The sequence below is a fragment of the Butyricimonas faecalis genome (assembly GCF_003991565.1).
In the GTDB taxonomy this organism is placed as follows: domain Bacteria; phylum Bacteroidota; class Bacteroidia; order Bacteroidales; family Marinifilaceae; genus Butyricimonas; species Butyricimonas faecalis.
In genome coordinates this window covers 4,038,105-4,056,121 of record NZ_CP032819.1, presented here as the reverse complement: position 1 = coordinate 4,056,121, position 18,017 = coordinate 4,038,105, and the positions used below count along the sequence as shown (strand labels likewise).

General features: G+C 41.5%; 12 protein-coding genes and 1 tRNA gene. 5 read left to right on the top strand and 8 right to left on the bottom strand.

Annotated elements, in window-relative coordinates; all coding sequences use genetic code 11:
* Positions 1-149 precede the first annotated feature (149 nt).
* Positions 150-2,339, bottom strand: a complete 2,190-nt coding sequence (locus D8S85_RS22165; RefSeq protein ID WP_106481566.1) for a M18 family aminopeptidase — start codon at positions 2,337-2,339, stop codon at positions 150-152.
* A 423-nt stretch (positions 2,340-2,762) separates the two neighbouring features.
* On the opposite strand from D8S85_RS22165, the gene folB reads away from it, so the two are divergent.
* The 3 genes from folB to D8S85_RS21595 all read left to right on the top strand — a co-directional run bounded on the left by folB (position 2,763) and on the right by D8S85_RS21595 (position 3,556).
* Positions 2,763-3,116 carry a dihydroneopterin aldolase gene (gene folB / locus D8S85_RS17390; RefSeq protein WP_106481565.1) on the top strand — a complete coding sequence of 118 codons (354 nt, stop codon included), beginning with the start codon at positions 2,763-2,765 and terminating at the stop codon, positions 3,114-3,116.
* Positions 3,117-3,180: 64 nt separating this feature from the next.
* Positions 3,181-3,251, top strand: a tRNA-Cys gene (locus tag D8S85_RS17385).
* 155 nt (positions 3,252-3,406) lie between these two features.
* Positions 3,407-3,556 (top strand): hypothetical protein, encoded by a 150-nt coding sequence (locus tag D8S85_RS21595; RefSeq protein WP_172726534.1) that lies wholly within the window; start codon positions 3,407-3,409, stop codon positions 3,554-3,556.
* 17 nt (positions 3,557-3,573) lie between these two features.
* Here D8S85_RS21595 and D8S85_RS17380 read toward each other — a convergent pair whose 3' ends face one another.
* Complete coding sequence (locus tag D8S85_RS17380) at positions 3,574-4,011, bottom strand: DoxX family protein (protein ID WP_106481563.1); 438 nt, start codon at positions 4,009-4,011, stop codon at positions 3,574-3,576.
* 137 nt (positions 4,012-4,148) lie between these two features.
* Between D8S85_RS17380 and D8S85_RS17375 the strand changes: the two genes are divergently transcribed.
* Complete coding sequence (locus D8S85_RS17375) at positions 4,149-4,418, top strand: LysO family transporter (RefSeq protein WP_106481562.1); 270 nt, start codon at positions 4,149-4,151, stop codon at positions 4,416-4,418.
* A gap of 8 nt (positions 4,419-4,426) precedes the next feature.
* On the top strand, positions 4,427-5,029 hold the full coding sequence (locus tag D8S85_RS17370; protein WP_106481561.1) for a lysine exporter LysO family protein: 603 nt from the start codon (positions 4,427-4,429) through the stop codon (positions 5,027-5,029).
* A gap of 23 nt (positions 5,030-5,052) precedes the next feature.
* Here D8S85_RS17370 and D8S85_RS17365 read toward each other — a convergent pair whose 3' ends face one another.
* The 6 genes from D8S85_RS17365 to D8S85_RS17340 are packed head-to-tail and all read right to left on the bottom strand — an operon-like array spanning position 5,053 to position 17,919.
* A complete protein-coding gene (locus D8S85_RS17365; RefSeq protein WP_127075434.1) occupies positions 5,053-7,719 on the bottom strand; it encodes a S9 family peptidase in 2,667 nt (888 codons plus the stop codon).
* Positions 7,720-7,768: 49 nt separating this feature from the next.
* A complete protein-coding gene (locus D8S85_RS17360; RefSeq protein WP_106481559.1) occupies positions 7,769-8,155 on the bottom strand; it encodes a lipocalin family protein in 387 nt (128 codons plus the stop codon).
* A gap of 39 nt (positions 8,156-8,194) precedes the next feature.
* Positions 8,195-10,909: a S9 family peptidase gene (locus tag D8S85_RS17355; RefSeq protein ID WP_106481558.1), complete on the bottom strand. Its 2,715-nt coding sequence runs from the start codon at positions 10,907-10,909 to the stop codon at positions 8,195-8,197.
* A gap of 3 nt (positions 10,910-10,912) precedes the next feature.
* Positions 10,913-13,237 carry a S9 family peptidase gene (locus D8S85_RS17350; RefSeq protein WP_106481557.1) on the bottom strand — a complete coding sequence of 775 codons (2,325 nt, stop codon included), beginning with the start codon at positions 13,235-13,237 and terminating at the stop codon, positions 10,913-10,915.
* The gene (locus tag D8S85_RS17345) at positions 13,234-15,573 is read right to left on the bottom strand and encodes a S9 family peptidase (RefSeq protein WP_127075432.1); all 2,340 of its coding nucleotides are present in this window, start codon (positions 15,571-15,573) and stop codon (positions 13,234-13,236) included. The genes D8S85_RS17350 and D8S85_RS17345 overlap by 4 nt, the downstream gene beginning before the upstream one ends.
* Before the next feature lie 9 nt (positions 15,574-15,582).
* Positions 15,583-17,919 (bottom strand): S9 family peptidase, encoded by a 2,337-nt coding sequence (locus D8S85_RS17340; RefSeq protein WP_127075430.1) that lies wholly within the window; start codon positions 17,917-17,919, stop codon positions 15,583-15,585.
* Between the last annotated feature and the right edge of the window lie 98 nt (positions 17,920-18,017).

Sequence of the window (18,017 nt, the reverse complement as noted above, 5' to 3'; positions counted from 1 at the left end):
TTATTTTTTACTTTAGATATTTGCGTAGTACCTAGTGAAAAAGATATTAATGATAAAAAAAACAATAATGTAAATTTCATTTTCATCTGTTTTTAAGCAAAAAAGCCGGACTGACAACAGCCCGACCTTTCCTCCAAATAACAACAATTTTAAATATTATAAAACGTAGTGAAAGCTTTTATCACGTAAGCATGATCCAATACCCCGCCCGTTTCCCGAACGGAATGCATTGCCCACATAGGATTACCGATATCCACTCCACGCATTTCCATTTGCGATAATAATATATTTCCCAACGTTGAACCTCCGGCCATGTCCGAATGGTTTACAAATTCTTGACAAGGCACCCCAGCCATCTTACAGATCGTCTTGAAGACGGCAGCAGAATCCCCGTCCGTGATATATTTCTGGTTCGCGTTAATTTTAATCACGGGACCACCGTTTATCACAGGATGATTCGTGGGATCATGTTTTTCCACGTAATTCGGGTGAAGCGCATGAGCCATATCTGCAGAGATCATGAAGGAATTATGAATTGCACGATATAAATCTTCCGGCTTTCCTCCCAATCCGAAAACGATACGCTCAATTATCGTTCTCAAAACCGGAGATCCAGCACCTTGTTTCGTTCCACTTCCCACTTCCTCGTTATCAAAAATAGCAAGCACTTTCGTCTTACGACATTTCTCTGAAGCCACGAATGCTTTTAACCCGGCATGAGCCATGGCTAAATCATCCAGCTTACCGCTTGATATGAACTCCTCGTTCGCCCCGAACAAACAGCCTTTCTCGTATTCATATAGAGTCAAGTCAAAATCAAGTATGTCGTCCTGACTTACACCCATCTCTTCGGCAATAAGTTTTACCAGATAATTATCTTTTTCGAAAGTTTCGTTTATCATGGCAATCACGGGAAGCATATCTTTCTGCTTGCTCAACGGGTTACCTTGGTCATTCACGGCACGGTTGAAATGGATGGCAATGTGAGGAATAACCATCAACGGACGCTTGAAATTCACAAACTGGGTTGCAGGTTTCAACGGGTTCAAGCTACGCAACATCACCCGCCCAGCCATGGACAATGGTCTGTCGAACCACGTGTACATAATCGGCCCTCCATACACTTCCGTGTTCAATTTCAAATATTTCCCGGCAACAGGCATGGCAGCATTCGGTTTAATTTTAAACGTTGGGGAATCACTATGGGCACAAATAATCTTGAACCCTTCTTCAGCGATCTCTCCACTGCCAATCTCGAAAGCAAAAAGCGAAGAGTGATTTTTCGTCACGAAATACTTACCTCCTTTTTCTATTTGCCATGCTTCTCCCGAGAAAAGTTGTTTATAACCATTACCTAGTAATTCCTTTTTGGCATTTGCCACAGCATGAAAGTTTGTCGGACTCTCGTGTATAAACTCTACTAATTCTTTAGCGTATTGTTTTTCCATTATATCTTGTTTTTTTATTTCATTTCTTCGAGCCCCAAGATAATCATTTTTTACTACACTTTTTGCTTTGAAATCTAAAAAAGTCTTATTCCCTTTTTTAATTTCATCATAAACACGCTTGCCAAACATGACAAAAGGAGGACTTATCATATCCTCTTTATTATAACAGACCTCTCCTCCTGTCTCCGCGTTTACCACGTAACCTCCCGCGGCTTCCACTAGCACTTGTCCTGCCGCTACATCCCATTCCGAGCATTTCCCGAACTTAGGACATATATCTACCTCCCCTTTAGCAAGCATACAATGCTTTGATGACGCTCCTAACGGGACGAGTTCCACCTCATGCCCCAAAGATTTCAGGTAATCGACATATCGTAGTTCCCATTCCGTTACATGAAAACAACTGACAGCTACCCTCAACTTTGAGCTTTTCTCCTCGTCATTCGGGAAAATTTCTTCCCTCCCATTTTTTACCATTCCCTTCTCCCCGCTAGCAAAAGCCCATAATATCTCACCATCACACACGTTATTAATCATCCCGAATACAGGTTTCCCCTTTTCCAGAAGGGCAATGTTGATGCAAAAACGCCCATTCCGATATATAAATTCCTTCGTACCGTCCAGCGGATCAATAATCCAAGCGTATGTCCATTTCTCGCGTTCTTCATAAGCCGGCAACGACGACTCTTCACTAATCACCGGAATGTCCGGATACAACTTTTTCAAAGCACTTGTAATATACTCACTCGACATTTTATCCGCTTCCGTCACCGGTGTATGATCTCCTTTTAGCTCCACGTTAAAATTTCTCTTGTCATACACCTCTTTTATCAGCTTTCCCGCCTGTTCAATAAGACGCTGAATATCTGCTACTTTTATCCAATTCATCATATTAATTTATTCATCTAAAACCACTTGTTAAACTTACAAATAAAATTCATTTTATAGGTCATTTACTAATAAGAAATTAACAAAAATACACCTGCATTCACACGAGCTATACACGATAAAACCTATTAATTACCCAATTACAATGACATACACTTACAATTACTCAAAATATGGCTTTATCGACACAAAACATTAAACAATATTAACTCATTAAATAGCTTTTATTAACAATTAAAATTAGTCTAGTTATAATAGACGCTTTATCTTTGCAGCGTCTTTAAGAGATTGAAGATTTTTCATAAGTTTGTATGGTTTAGGTTAGTAGTTAGTAATGTAATCTTAAGAGTCGACATTTCCCGTCGGCTCTTTTGCATTTAAAGACGAAAGATACTATTATTTTTACAGAAACAAAAATTAACAATTATGAATGGAATCATCGAAATTGAAGGAATGGAATTTTTTGCTTTCCACGGATGTTATGAAACAGAACGTGTCGTGGGGAACAAATTCATGGTTTATGCCCGTATCGAAACAGATTGCACCAAAGCGGCCCAAACAGACAACATCGAAGATGCGTTGAATTATCTTACCGCATACGAGGTGATAGCCAAAGAAATGATGATTACCTCACATTTGTTGGAGCATGTGGCCCAAAGAATGATTAACGCCCTTTATAACGCCTTTCCGCAAATTTCTCATGTAACTATCAAGGTTTCAAAACTAAACCCGCCATTGGGAGGAAAGATTGCAGCCACGAGCGTTACTTTATCCAAATAAATTATAGCAAGGTATTGCAAAATCCAAAATATTGCCTTATCTTTGCCACGCAAAATCGCAAAAGGGTCGGTTGGCCGAGCGGTTAGGCAGCGGTCTGCAAAACCGCGTACAGCAGTTCAAATCTGCTACCGACCTCAGAAAATCAGTTACTTACAAGGTGACTGATTTTTGTTTATAGCATGTTTATGGTACAAACAGGGCTCACGTACCCCAGAATATTCTCAAAAAAAACAAACAAAATACATTGATTTACGTTCATGCTTAACAAAACATTTATAACATTAGCAAGCATGAAAAAGAAAAAAACGAATCCTTGGACTATTGTCGGAATTATTATCGCCATCATTCTATTAATATATTGGCTATTAGCAGCGACCGTATTAGAAGAGGACGAAAACGTGATTCCCATTCTGGATGGAAAAGAGCAGGCAATCCCTTAGGATTCCTGCCTTTCTCCTTATTTTTGAATACCGACATCTATCTTTTTAGAAATGATCGTGTCAAGAGATATTCTCCCGGCTCCCGTAAAAAATAGCAAAATATAAATACCTAAATACAGGAAAGGTAATTCCTTCATCTGAAATGGATCATTGGCATGCACAACAAATATAACCACCAGCATAGAAAACACCAACGGGATTACTGCTAATCGTGTAAAAGCTCCCACGATAACGAATAAGGAACATCCGACTTCGGCTCCAATAATCAAAATCAACGACAAAGTACTCCCTAAACCGATAGGATCCGGGAAGGTGGCAGACAGTTCGGAGAACGATGTCAATTTGGCTAAACCATGCGTCAACATAGTTATTCCAACCAATACACGTAAAATCAACAAGCCCAGGCTCAAGAATTTCTGGTTGGGGGCGATTATAGACGAAATTACTTTTTTCATAACAACATTTTAAAGATTTAAATACGATAACATTAACGTAACACATTTCATCCATGTTACATTTTTAAGTATGAATTTATAAATATAGCAATTCTGCAAAAGAAATTGTAGTTTTGTAATATGAAATCTAAGAAATTATGATTACAGTTATTAGCTTGATGGTTTGTGGCGTCATTTTAGGATATGCTTTTAAAGAGAAAAATTTGAAATTCGTGCAAAAACTCATCAATTATGCCATATTTCTCCTCCTCTTTCTTCTAGGCATCACGGTTGGAGCTAACGGGGAGGTAATGAATCATCTAGACTCTATCGGATTAGAAGCTCTACTTATTACTCTAGCTGCCATCGCGGGAAGCGTGTTGTGCGCTTGGGGAGTATATCGTTTTTTCTTCATGTCCACGAAATAATTGCATCCATGAAAGGTAGTATCATCATTGTCTCTTTCTTTATTGCAGGCGTCCTAATAGGCAGATTCGTGCATGTTCCTTCTCTGTTAACCGCCGAAGCCCCTACCCTTTATGCCTTATATGCTCTCATGTTTTTTGTCGGCATCAGCATCGGAAGCGATAAAAAAGCATTGGAAGCCTTAAAACATCAAAACTTCAAAATTATCTTGGTTCCATTGGCAACAATCATTGGAACTCTAGCCGGCTCCGCTTTAATCAGTCTTGCCTTAAGCGGCAAAAGTCTAACCGACTGCCTCGCCGTAGGTTCCGGATTCGGATATTATTCTCTCTCAACCATTTTCATCACTCAGTACAAAGGAGCAGAACTCGGTACAATCGCCCTCGTTTCCAACATTCTACGAGAATTGATCGCCCTACTGGCAGCTCCTTTGCTCGTGCGTTATTTCGGAAAACTTGCCCCGATATCCGTGGGAGGAGCAACGACTGCCGATACCACACTCCCTATTATCACGAAGTTTTGTGGGAAGGAGTTTGTAATTATATCCATTGTTCACGGAATGCTGGTAGATTTAAGTGTACCGTTTTTAGTTACTTTCTTTTGTACGATATAGCACTCACGTTAAAAATCACCCCCCTATTCTACCAAATCATACTTCTGATCCACCCCTCTCTCATTAATATTAATTCCCTCTTTCATCCAACGGGGCATCGGAGCACTCTTTAGATAGTGGTCAAAGAACTGCTGCAAACGAATAGTCCAATCAACCTGAGCCGGACGGGAGGTCAAAAAATGTCCTTGTCCCATATAATTCAACATCCAAACCGGCCGTTGCAACCGCCTTAAGGCTAAAAAAAGATTACGTCCATCATAAAACGAGACAGCCTCATCTTGATCACAATGAAATATCAATGCCGGAGTGTGTATTCTATCGGCAAATAACAAAGGCGAATTAGCAATATAACCATCCAAATCATCCCACAAGGTTGCCCCCATACGACACTGCCAATCTTCAAACATAAACATATTCGGTTGTCCGCTTCCCTCCCGAATTGCCGTGTAGACAGATGTCAAATTTACGGTGGCCGCTCCGATATTCACACATTTAAAAATATCCGTTCGAGTAACCAGATAAGCCGCCAAGAAACCGGACCAACTATGTCCTTGTAATCCGATCCTAGAAGAATCGGCAATTCCCCTGTCAATTAGCGACCGGACTCCACTAACCACGGCATGATAAGCGCTTTCTCCCGGTTTTCCAATTTCAATATAAACATCCGGTTGAAAAACAATATACCCTTTACTAACGTAGGTCGGAATATCGATCATAGCCTGACTCAGTCCCGGAACCGGATGCACATGCAAATCCGATGAATGCGTTTCATAAAAAGAAACTATTGTCGGATAACTTTTATTCTTATCATAGTTTTCCGGCAAATAAAGTACACCCTGGTTATTCTCACCCTTATCATTCGTCCACTCCACCACTTGGGCTGTTCCCCAACTATATTGCTTTTGTTGAGGGTTCACCTCTGTGATTTTTTTCATATTGCGCCCTTGTCCATTGCATACCCATAGATTCCGATCTTCTTGATAACTCTGTTTCATGCAAAGCATTACTCGCCCGTCTTTTGTTTTTTGCAGGACGGAGAAAGCAACATTCTCTTGAACTAATGGCGTTAACCTCCCTTGAGAAGACAATTTGCTCAATCCCGTACTTTTACTCTTCCTATCAAACGTCACGACCTGCTGATCTTGTATCAAATCGATCCGAACCCCATTCCTCCCGGGATCGACCAAACGCAATACCGTATTATTTTCCCGTCCTTTGTTTTTTGTCCAGCAATACGACTTTTCTACCTCACTTAAATTAATCACCCAAATATCAAAACGATCATAAATTATCGCATTCCTACCATCCCGAGTCCAACCTGCCACACCATAAGGAGCAGGAGGATTGGGGCGATCATACCATTCATCATACAAAGGATACGGGATGATATCACTTAACACATTTCTTTCCATTGAACGAGGATTCACGATTACCCATGAATGACTTTTATTATCAAAATAGAGCAAATAATCTCCTTTCGGACTCCAATGAACCGCTTGGGTCAATTCTTTTTCCAACAATTCGTGTTTCCCGTTTCTTAAATCCACCAAGTAAAGATCAAAACGTTGATCATGCATCCAATCCCGCTGACGCGAATAAGGACGCTCATCTTTCTCGTACGCGAAAACAGGATGCTCCCCTTCTGCTATATATAATTCGGAGTGATTTTCCCCACACATTTTATGGCATTCCTTACTATCCAGATCAAGCAAATACAAAATCGGTGAATACCGGGATCGACGAAGACCGCTTTTAGCCTGTTCCGAAGGGATCACAAGATCATTCCAACTCCAAAGCTCCAATTGAAAACTTTCATCCTTTTCATCTTGCACGTCAGATCTTACGACCTTTCCTTCTTGCTGGCGATACAACAATTGCTTCTCGCCATCAAGTAATCGCATGGAATACCGATCTATATGAAATTGCTCCATTTGCTCCGCTGATAATACTTTGCTCGCCTTCTTATCTGCCAGAGAAAAATAATAATAGTCTAACTTTTCCTTACAATTTATATCCGCACCAACAAAAAAACTCCCTTCACCCACTCTTTCGTAAAAATAAAAACTCTCCAAGCTTTTGGTTTTATCCACGTAAATCACATCCTCAACCCCATTCTCCACAATCCTATTGCGCAACACATGGCCTTGCTCCTCCTTACTCGTGTAAATCACGTTCCACTTTTTCCCGTACAAATAATATTGGAACACACCGTGTAGCACCACACTATCCCGCCTCATCACATTCAAGACAATCAATCGATCCTCCCGTTGATAAGCAATCTGCGGATATGAATCATTCAACTCGGCGTCTGCCGGTATTGCAATCTCGTATCCATCTTTTAACCGATAAGCAACTCGTTCCCCATCACCACCTCCCTCCTTCTTTACCTTACAAAAAGCGATCCAATCGCCTTTTGCAAAAAACACGGGAGAATCAATATCCCTTAAGATACGAGTTCTCCCGGTTTTCATTTCATAAAAATAATACGTATTACGAGCAAAGGCATTAGCCGAATCATTATCATAGAATATGTATCGATATTTTATCCACCCTCCATGATCTGACAACTGATAATCATCAACCCGTCGCCACGAGCGATAAGCTTCCTCGTCCAACTCCTTTTTTTGCGTATAGCCGACCACTGGAAACAGCGTCAGAACAACACTGGCAATAATTATAACACGATACATATCTATCTTTTCAAATCATTCTTCAATCAGCCAAACCCGTTATCGCCACCTATTTTTTAAGCTTTTTCGCATTTATATACAAAAAAGCAAGCCGAGGATTAGCTTCCTGGACAACAAGACTCAATGAATCCCGAGTTAATAAACCGATTCTTTCCTTCGTCTCGTAAACCTCTTTCGTACCATCCTCTGCAACTTCCTGTCCTTTCACGATCAGGTACCCGTCTTTAATTTCCCAAGATTTCAATTCTAAAGATGGGATATTAATCGCTTCACAATCTCCCCCTTTCTTGAAATGAAATCCTTTCAATTCTCCCGTGGATTGATACGTGTAAGGATTACACCATTCCCCAACGATTGTTTTCTCCATTTCTTTTTGAGGATCACTTGCACAAGCAAAAGCCAATAAAATCAAACTAAAACACAAAAACTTTTTCATACTCAATATTTAAAAATTATATACATCCAAATCATATTCCTATTTCACCAAATCATATTTCTGATCAACCCCACGTTCATTTACATTTATACCTTCTTTCATCCAACGGGGCATGGGAGCATCTTTCAGATAATAATCAAAAAATTGCTGCAAACGAATCGTCCAGTCAATCTCTGCCGCTTTATTATAGAGGAAATGCTTATCTCCCTTATAATTTAGCAGCCAAGCCGGTTTATGCAATCGACGCATGGCTAAAAAAAGATTTAATCCCTCGGAATAGGGTACAGCCTCATCTCCATCACAATGAAATATCAATAATGGGGTCTGAATTTTATCGGCATAAAAAATGGGTGAATTCTTGATATACATCTCGGGATCATCCCAAAGCGTTTTACCCATCCGGCTCTGCGTCTCTTCGTACATAAACATACGAGGCATCCCGCTTCCCGTGCGAATACCCGTGTACGCCGACACCATGCTGGATACGGCCGCTCCCGGATTGGCACAACGGAACATATTCGTACGGGTAACCAAATAGGCAACCTGATAACCGGACCAACTATGCCCTTGTATTCCAATTCGATTCTTATCGGCAATACCTTTGTCTATCAACATTTGTGTTCCACTGACAACAGCATTATAACAACTTTCTCCCGGAGCCCCGATAGTAAAATGTACATCAGGCATAAATACCACATACCCGTTACTCACGTAAGTCACCGTATTAATCATGGCACTACTTAAGGTCGGAAGTGGACTAATATGCAATTCCCCCGTGTGGGTTTCATAAAAGTTTACTATCACCGGATATGTCTTTGACGAATCATAATCGTCCGGCAAATACAATAATCCCCGATTCCTTTTTCCCTCATAATTCACCCACTCAACCAATTTCACGGATCCCCAACGATAATCTTTCTGTTGCGGATTTGCTTCCGTTATCTTGACCGGGTTAACAAAATCAGTTTTACTCCACCAAATATCCCGGAATTCGGAATAACTCTGCCGAATAAACATACAATATTTTTTATCCTGAGACACGGCCCTAAAGTTTAACGCGTAAGGCCCCTCCATTAATTTTCGTAGCTTCTGGGAAGGGGACCATTCGTATACCCCCTGATCCAAAGTCTCGGTGTTTACCGTCTCTAACAACATATTTCGCTTCGGATCAATTCTCTTTGAATCATAATCCGATTTCAATATCCGCAAAACCGTGTTGTTCTCTCTTCCCCAACCGTTCGTCAAAGAATATGGTGTTTTTCTACCGGTTAAATCAATCACCCACATATCATATTTGTCATACAACACCACCTCGTCTCCTCCTGCCATCCATCCGGCAATACCATACGAATTGGCAGGTTTCGGTAAATCATGTTCCTCGTTATACACCGGAAAACCGATAGCAGCAGAGATGTCTGTCAATTCACCGGTAACCGGGTTCAACTTGTACCACGCTTTTTTCTTCCCATGATAAAACAAGGCGTACTTCCCATTCGGACTCCATACCGGACGATCACGTAAATCGGAAAACACTAATTTCCGTTCTCCCGTTTCAAGATGAACAAGGTAATAATCGGCCGCATTCCCATCCCTCCAGTCCGTCAATTTACGATAAGGAGTTTCGTCTGCAATAATCACATAATTATACTCATCACAGGTCGGACTATATATATTATTCATGTGAGAAGGTGCCACCAACACACATTTTTTCGAATCCACATGATAAACATATCGAGGCTCTCCCGGTCGAGAAACTCGCTCGGATCTCTGCCTACTTTGTGATATTTCGTCATCCCATTTCCACAGCTCCAGTTCAAAACTTTTATCGGGCTCTATTTTCTGACGGCGAGGAGTGGGCACTTTAGGCGTGACACTTACCATGATATACTTCCCCTTATTAAAAGGCTGAGCCAATCCACCTCTTACTCTATAATCCCCTTCCAAATGAATCTCTTTCGTATCCATAATCAATGTAGGCTTTCCTCCCTTCATATCAAAGGAATACAACAAATCGGGATCATTTAAATGAGAAGTATCCGAAGCCACAGTAAACACTCCCTGAGAATTATCCCGATTTAAAGAGAAATTTATCAATCGAGCCTTCGGCTCCCCGTAAATCATGCGTTTCCTTCCTTTTACCGGACCAACGTAAAGAGACTTATATCCATTACTCTCTTTCGTGTAAATAATTGTCTTATTATTATCAAGTAATATATGATAATCCAAACTATCCATAACGGTAGAATCTCCCGTTTCATAGTTCCAGATGACCAGACGCTTGATATCTTTTCCCTTCTCGGTTTTCCCTATCGGATAAGTGTAAGTTATGATAGGAGAATCAAATGACTCGTTACAATTATACGGTCTATCCCATAACCGCTTTTTCATATTCTTCAAGGTCATCAAAAAGACTGAGTCTTTTACCACCCCGGAAGTATCTCGCGGAGAAGGAGAAACAACATACTTTAACCCTTTTCCCCCATTAAAGAAATAGACTTGATTCACATTTTCCAATTCGTACGTTTTCCCGGTTTCCGTGTTATACAAATAAGTAATGGGAGTATCTTTATCATGTCCGTCGTTATCAATATAAACGAAACGATACGTAACCCACTTTCCATCATTCGACATTTGCTGCGCTTCAACCCTACGCCACAATTTATAGGCCTCCATATCCAGAGGTCGCTTTTGTGCCATACTGTCCGTAAACCAAACCGACAACAGGCAACACAACATAATATACTTTCTCATCATAAACTAACGTTTCTGAAAATAATTAATATCTCCTTGGAAATCAGCAGAGGAATCCCCTAATAAATACTTTGCAAAATGAAACCACAACTTGCGTTCAAAGAACTCTTCCGCAGCCCCGGAGAATCCGTGAGAATTACCGGGCAACACGAGCATATCAAAGTTCTTCCCCTCTTTAATCAAGGCATCGACCACTCGCAGGGTATGTGACGGATGCACCGTACGATCCATATCCCCGGTCACGATCAACAGGCCCCCCTTGTAATTCTTCGCCAGCTCCTGGTTCGTTTTACTCCGGGTTTCAAACATGATTTCTTCCCGCTCGTTTCCCGTGCTGTCTTTTACCACTCGCGTTTTCTCCTTCACGCCATAGTGAATTTCAACAAATCCCTTGTTGTAAATATTATTATCATGATTTCCCGCAGAAGATACCGCCGCACTGTAAAAATCCGGATAGGTCAATAATGCCGCCGTGGACATAAAACCACCACCGGAATGACCGAATATTCCCACTTTCTTGGCATTAATAAAAGGATAACGTTGTGCTAATTGCTCAATGGCATATTTATCGTCAGCCAAAGGATAATCCCGTTGATTACCATACCCGTAAGTATGATAATATTTCCCTCGCATAGGTGTTCCGCCCCGGTGCCCCATGGACACAACGATAAAACCGACCTGAGCCAAACGGGTATTCAAATCATCGTTTACCGTAAAACGGGTTTGCACGTATTCAAAAAAAGGCCCCGGGTAAACGGATGAAATTATCGGATAGGTCTTCGTGGAATCGAAATCCGCCGGTTTCCACATCACGCCATAAATATCCGTCACCCCATCTGCCGCTTTCACTTTAAAACGTTCGGGCTTTTTCCAACCAAAAGCATAAAGGCTTTCCAAATCCGCCTTGTCTAACTCAACAATCACTTTGCCTTTCCGGTCTCGTACCACATTGACGGGTTCCATATCTACCCGTGAATAACTGTCCACGAAATACTTGCTCGACGGGAATATGTCCACGTTATGAGAAGCATTCTCCGGGGTCAATAATGATATTGCATTGGTTTTATCCAGATCGGCACGATAAAGGACATAATAGTAAGGATCAATCTCTTTCTCTTTTCCCAAACCTATAAAATAAATCTGTCGACGGGCGGTATCAACCTTCATAATCGGTCCGGCCACCCATGCTCCAGATGTCACTTGATTTTTCAAATTACCATCTTTATCATACAGATAGTAATGTCCCCATCCACTACGTTCCGAGCGGAAGAGAATCTCGTTCCCGTCATTCAAGAAATGGATGGCTCGCATTTGATAATCCAGATACGGCTTGTCAACTTCATGTATCAACACGTTCACCTCTCCCGTTTCCGTATCGACTACACAAATCTCACATTCATCCCACGTTCTCTTGTAACGTTGAATATAAAGTCGTTTTGCATCATTACTGGCATACAAAACATCTACATATTGATCTTTCCAACGACCAATATTGATTTTTTTTACCTCACGGGTATCCGCATCACCTATCAACAACTCAAACTGAATCACGTTCTTATCACCCGCCAACTCAGCCTTATACGTCTTCAAGCGAGGACGGGGAGTAGCTAGCGCATCAATCAACCACAAATCCTCCACCTTACGGGAATCATCCCGAATAGCGTAAAACTTGTGTCCCGTCTTAAACCATTTGGCAGAACATCCCATGCGTTCATCCAATTCGCCTTCATCCTCCCGGTTGAACGTGAAATAACGCTCCCCGTCAGCAGTCAATTGCACTTCCGTCGTGTCCTTCCCTTTATTCGGGTTCCCCACGACATAAAGATTATTGCGTTTAGCAAACAGCATGTAAGAACTATCCTGACAATAATACATCCAATAAGGATCATAATTAGTTTGTCCCTTTTGTTTTTCCGCCAACTTCAACTCTTTCGTATTGATATTATAGGTAAAATCATTCCGGTCAAACCAAAAACGAATTGTTTCTCCATCCGGATCAAAAGTAATATCCAATTCCAAATCTTTGTGATTGTATCCCTTTCTCGTGATCTCACTGATCTTCATCAACAATTCGGCATTATCAAAAAGCAGACGTTTTGCCTTTTTAGCGGGGTCTACCAAATAATAGTTTTTCCCTTCACTCGTGCGAAATGAATACCAAAAACAATCCGTATTGTTAATATAACGAGGATGTACTTCCAAGCTATTCTTCGTCAAAGGCACTTGTGTTATGCGCCGGAAGCGCTCGGCAAGCTCATAATTCGCTTTTTGCTGCCCGAACACTCCAGCGGTAACAACTAAAAACAAAACAAACAAAAAACTCTTTATCATCTATCAGCATTCTTGTATTGTTCAACCTCATAATAATAATCCCCTGTATTATCCCCCAGCAGGATACGGGCAAAATGGAACCACATCTTATGCTCATAAAATGTATTCTCTGCCCCACTGAAACCATGATTCGATCTTGGTAAAATGATCATATCAAAATTCTTGTCCGCCTTAATCAACGCATCAACCATACGCAACGAGTGAGCCGGATGCACGTTGTCATCCATCCAGCCGTGAATCAACAACAACCCACCTTTATACCGTTTCGCCAGTTCCATATTCGTACCCACCTTGAATTTAAACATCGATTCCGTCCGATCTCCGTTCACGCTATCCTTGATCACTTTCTTTTCTTCTTTCACCCCGTTGTGAGTTTCCCCCCACCAGTGATTATAGATTGTATTATCATGATTTCCCGCAGAAGATACTGCCGCCTTATAGAAATCCGAATAAGTACAAATAGCTGCAGTAGACATGAATCCACCACCGGAATGGCCATAGATACCGACTTTCGTCGCATCAATAAAAGGATAACGGTCTGCCAATTGCTCTATCGCATACTTGTCATCCGCTAACGGGTAATCCCGCAACCTTCCATGACTGTAAGTATGATAGAATTTTCCCCGCATAGGTGTACCCCCACGATGCCCCACGGCAATCACGATAAAACCTGATTGAGCCAAACGGGTATTGTCGTCATGAATCAACCGGAATTGTGTTGGCACATACTCGTAGAAAGGACCGGGATACACGGAAGAAATAATCGGGTAAACCTTTGTCGAATCGAAATCAAACGGTTTCCACATCACCCCGTATAAGTCTGTCATTCCGTCCGCAGCCTTTACTTTAAACCGTTCCGGAGCCTTCCATCCCATCTCCAAAGCCCGGCGAATATCAGGTTTTTCCAATTCCATGATTTCCTTTCCTTTTCGGTTCCTCAACACAATACGGGGAACCATATCCACTCGCTCATAGGTATCCACGAAATATTTAAAAGATTTCGAGAAATGCACTTGATGATTCGTGTTATCAAAGGTCAATTGAGTCAGACTCTCCGGCTTGTCGATATTCACCTTACACGGGATATAATAATACGGGTCAATATTTTTATCTTTCCCCAAAGCATAGAAATAAAGTGTACGCCCCACGGTATCGATATCTGAACAAGGACCGGCCACCCATTCCCCGGAAGTAATGGCATTTTTAAAGTTGCCTTCATTGTCATAGAGATAATAATGTCCCCAACCTGTGCGCTCGGAACGATAAATAATATCCTTCCCGTCGTTCAAGAACATAATATTCGCCATTTTGTAATCCATGAAAGGTTTATCTATTTCGTGGATTAAAGTTTTCACTTCCCCCGTCGTGAGATCGGCAACGCAAACCTCTTGTTCATCAAAAGCCCGGGTCTTCCGGTCGAAATAAATCTTATTACCGTCCTTGGAGGTATAAAGCACATCTACATACTGATCTTGCCAATGATCGGTATCAATCGTTTTCACCTCTTTGGTTTCCACATCGATAACCGTCAACACGTATTTTTCCAATTTCTGATCGCCCGCCATGGAATACTTGTACGTTTTCACTTTAGGACGGGGAGTTTCCATCACGTCCACCAAAAACAATTCATCCACATGCCGGGTATCCTCGCGCAAAGCATACACTTTCTTGGAATCTTTCATCCACACGGCAACAGGAGCCGCAGGAAATGTATCCGTACCCACCTCTTCTTCCTCCTTGAAATAAGAGAAATATTTCTCGCCGTCACTCGTCAACTGCACTTTCGTCGTATCCTTCCCTTTATCCTTATTTCCCATCACATAGAGGTTATGACATTGAGCGAATAAAATATAAGTACTATCCGGTGAATACTTTTTCCATGATTCTCCAAATCCCTTGTTAATAACCGTATCCAGTTTTGTCACTTCCTCCGTTTTCATATCATAGCGATACTTGTGCTTCGCGTAATCAAAAGTGAAAGAAGAACCTTTTTTATCAAACTCTAACCCTTGAAACGTAAAATCTTTCGCATCACACACCTCGTGCGTTTCCTTATTCAAGAACCCGAACAACTTCTCCGGGTTAAACAACAAACGTTTTTCCTTCTTCTCCGGATTTACGTGGTAATAACGCTTCCCATCCTCCGTCGTGAAAGAGTACCAAAAACATTCCCCATCATTGATATACATGGGATATATACTCATACTATTTCTATCTGCCGACCGGAAGTTTCGACTTGAGAAACGATCTGCAAGCTTAAAATTAGCCTTTTGTTGTGCACATACAGAACTTCCAGCCACCAACAACAAAAGCATTATAATATATTTTGTTCTCATTTTCAATTCTCAATTTTCAATTCCCTTATATTCTTCAATGTTACCGTAATGATCGGCAGTAGTATCACCTAATAAATATTTAGCAAAATGGAACCATAATCTTCGCTCAAAAAATCCATCCGCACTCCCATAACCATGAGTTTTACCCGGTAATACCAACATATCGAAATTCTTTCCTGCCTTAATCAAAGCATCCACCATTCGTAAAGTATGAGCTGGATGCACATTCTTATCCATATCCCCGGTCACGAGTAGCAAATGTCCTTTTAGATTTTTAGCCAACTCCATATTCGTAGGCACCTTCACGCTGAACTTTGAAACCTCATGATCTCCGTTCACGCTATCTTTCACCATTTCCTTGGTCTCTTTAACGCCATGATGAATCTCCACCCAACCATTATTATAGATATTATTGTCATGATTACCGGAAGAAGATACCGCAGCCGTGTAAAAATCCGGATAAGTACATAATGCAGCCGTTGACATGAAACCACCGCCGGAATGTCCGAAAATACCGACTTTCGTTATATCGATAAAAGAATAGCGATCCGCCAATTGTTCGATAGCATATTTATCATCAGCTAAAGGGTAATCCCTCAAATTTCCATACCCGTAACGATGATAAAACTTACCCCGCATAGGGCTCCCTCCCCGGTGTCCCATGGAAACCACGATAAAACCGATCTGTGCCAATTTCATGTTATAACTATCGTCCAAGCTAAAAGATGTACTCACGTATTCAAAGAAAGGCCCCGGATATACAGATGAAATAATCGGGTATTTTTTGTTCGGGTCAAAGTCTGCCGGTTTCCACATGATCCCGTGCAAATCCGTCAATCCATCGGCAGCTTTCACCACGAAACGCTCCGGTGCACGCCATCCCATCTCGTAAGCCCTCCGGACATCGACCTTTGCTAAATCCTTAATAATCACTCGTCCGTTATTATCCTTCAACGTGAATCTCGGTTCCATATCCACCCGGGAATAACTATCAACAAAATACTTCCGGGATTTAGAGAACTCCGCTTTGTGCTGTCCGTCTTCCGGGCTTAACAACTTCACTCCTTCACGATCAATATGAGCCTTCACAACCTGATAATAATAAGGATTCATCTTTTTGTCATACCCATGCGCATACAAGTAAACGGTTCTACCCGCGGTATCGATAGCAGCAATCTGTCCTGCCACCCAATCACCGGAAGTAATCGTATTCTTCAAATTCCCATTACCATCGTAATGATAATAATGAGCCCACCCGGTACGTTCTGAACGATAAAGGATGTCATTCCCCTCGTTCAAGAAAACGATGTTACGCATGTGATAATCGATATAGGGTTTATCCACCTCGTGAATCAGCACTTTTACTTCTCCCGTTTCCGTATTCCCCACACACAATTCCACCTCATCCCGCACTCGGTTATAACGTTCAAAGAATATCTTATCCCCCTTGTCCGTCACGTATCTTACTTCGGCATCTTGATCCTGCCAACGCTCGATGTTAAAATCCGTCACTTTACGCTTGTCCACATCGATCACTGAAAGCACCCACTTCGACAAATTCTTATCTCCTGCCATATCATATTTGTAGCGTTCCAGTACAGGTTTCGGCTTCGCCAATACATTAATCACCGCCATCTCGTCAGAGTTCCGGTTATCTTGACGTAAGACATAAACCTTATTCACTTTCGGGAACCAACGCCCTGCCATTGCTTCTTCATCAGATACCGTATCCTGGCCATTCCGGGCATAAGAAAAATACCGTTCCCCGTTCGTGGTCAACTGAATCTCGGTCGTATCCTGTCCTTTATATTTATTCCCTCGCATGTAGAGGTTATGATTCTTTGCATATACTAAATAATTCGTGTCCGGAGAAAAAGACATCCACGTGTACATTACCATGTCCTCCTTCTTCTCCTTTTTCGGCAACTCCTTTACCTTCTTCGTTTTCATATTATACTCGAAATCTCCCCCTCCCAACGAAAAAGTCATCTTCAACATATCTTTTGAAAAATCTATATTTGATAATTGCAGATCCTTTTCATTATACGCCTTCCGGGTAATACTACTCACCCCTTGCGCTATATCCGTATTTTTGAAAAGCAACCGCTTCTCCGCTTTCACCGGATCAACCAAATAATACATCGTCCCCTCATCCGTTCTAAACTCAAACCAAAACTTCTCCCCACCATGAATATAATGCGGTACCACCTGCATACTATTCCGGGCGGCAATCCCCGACAACCCCATCTGGGTAAACTTTTCTGCCAACTTATAGTTTGCTTTCTGTTGGGCATCCCCTCCCAAGTAGGCAAGAAGCAGGCATAATAATACAAATGTTTTTTTCATAACAATAATTTACACGAAACAATATCAATTATAGAGGGTGTATCAAAACTCTTTTTTCACACAAACTCCTCCGTCAACTTCATTGCCTCCCCTCTATA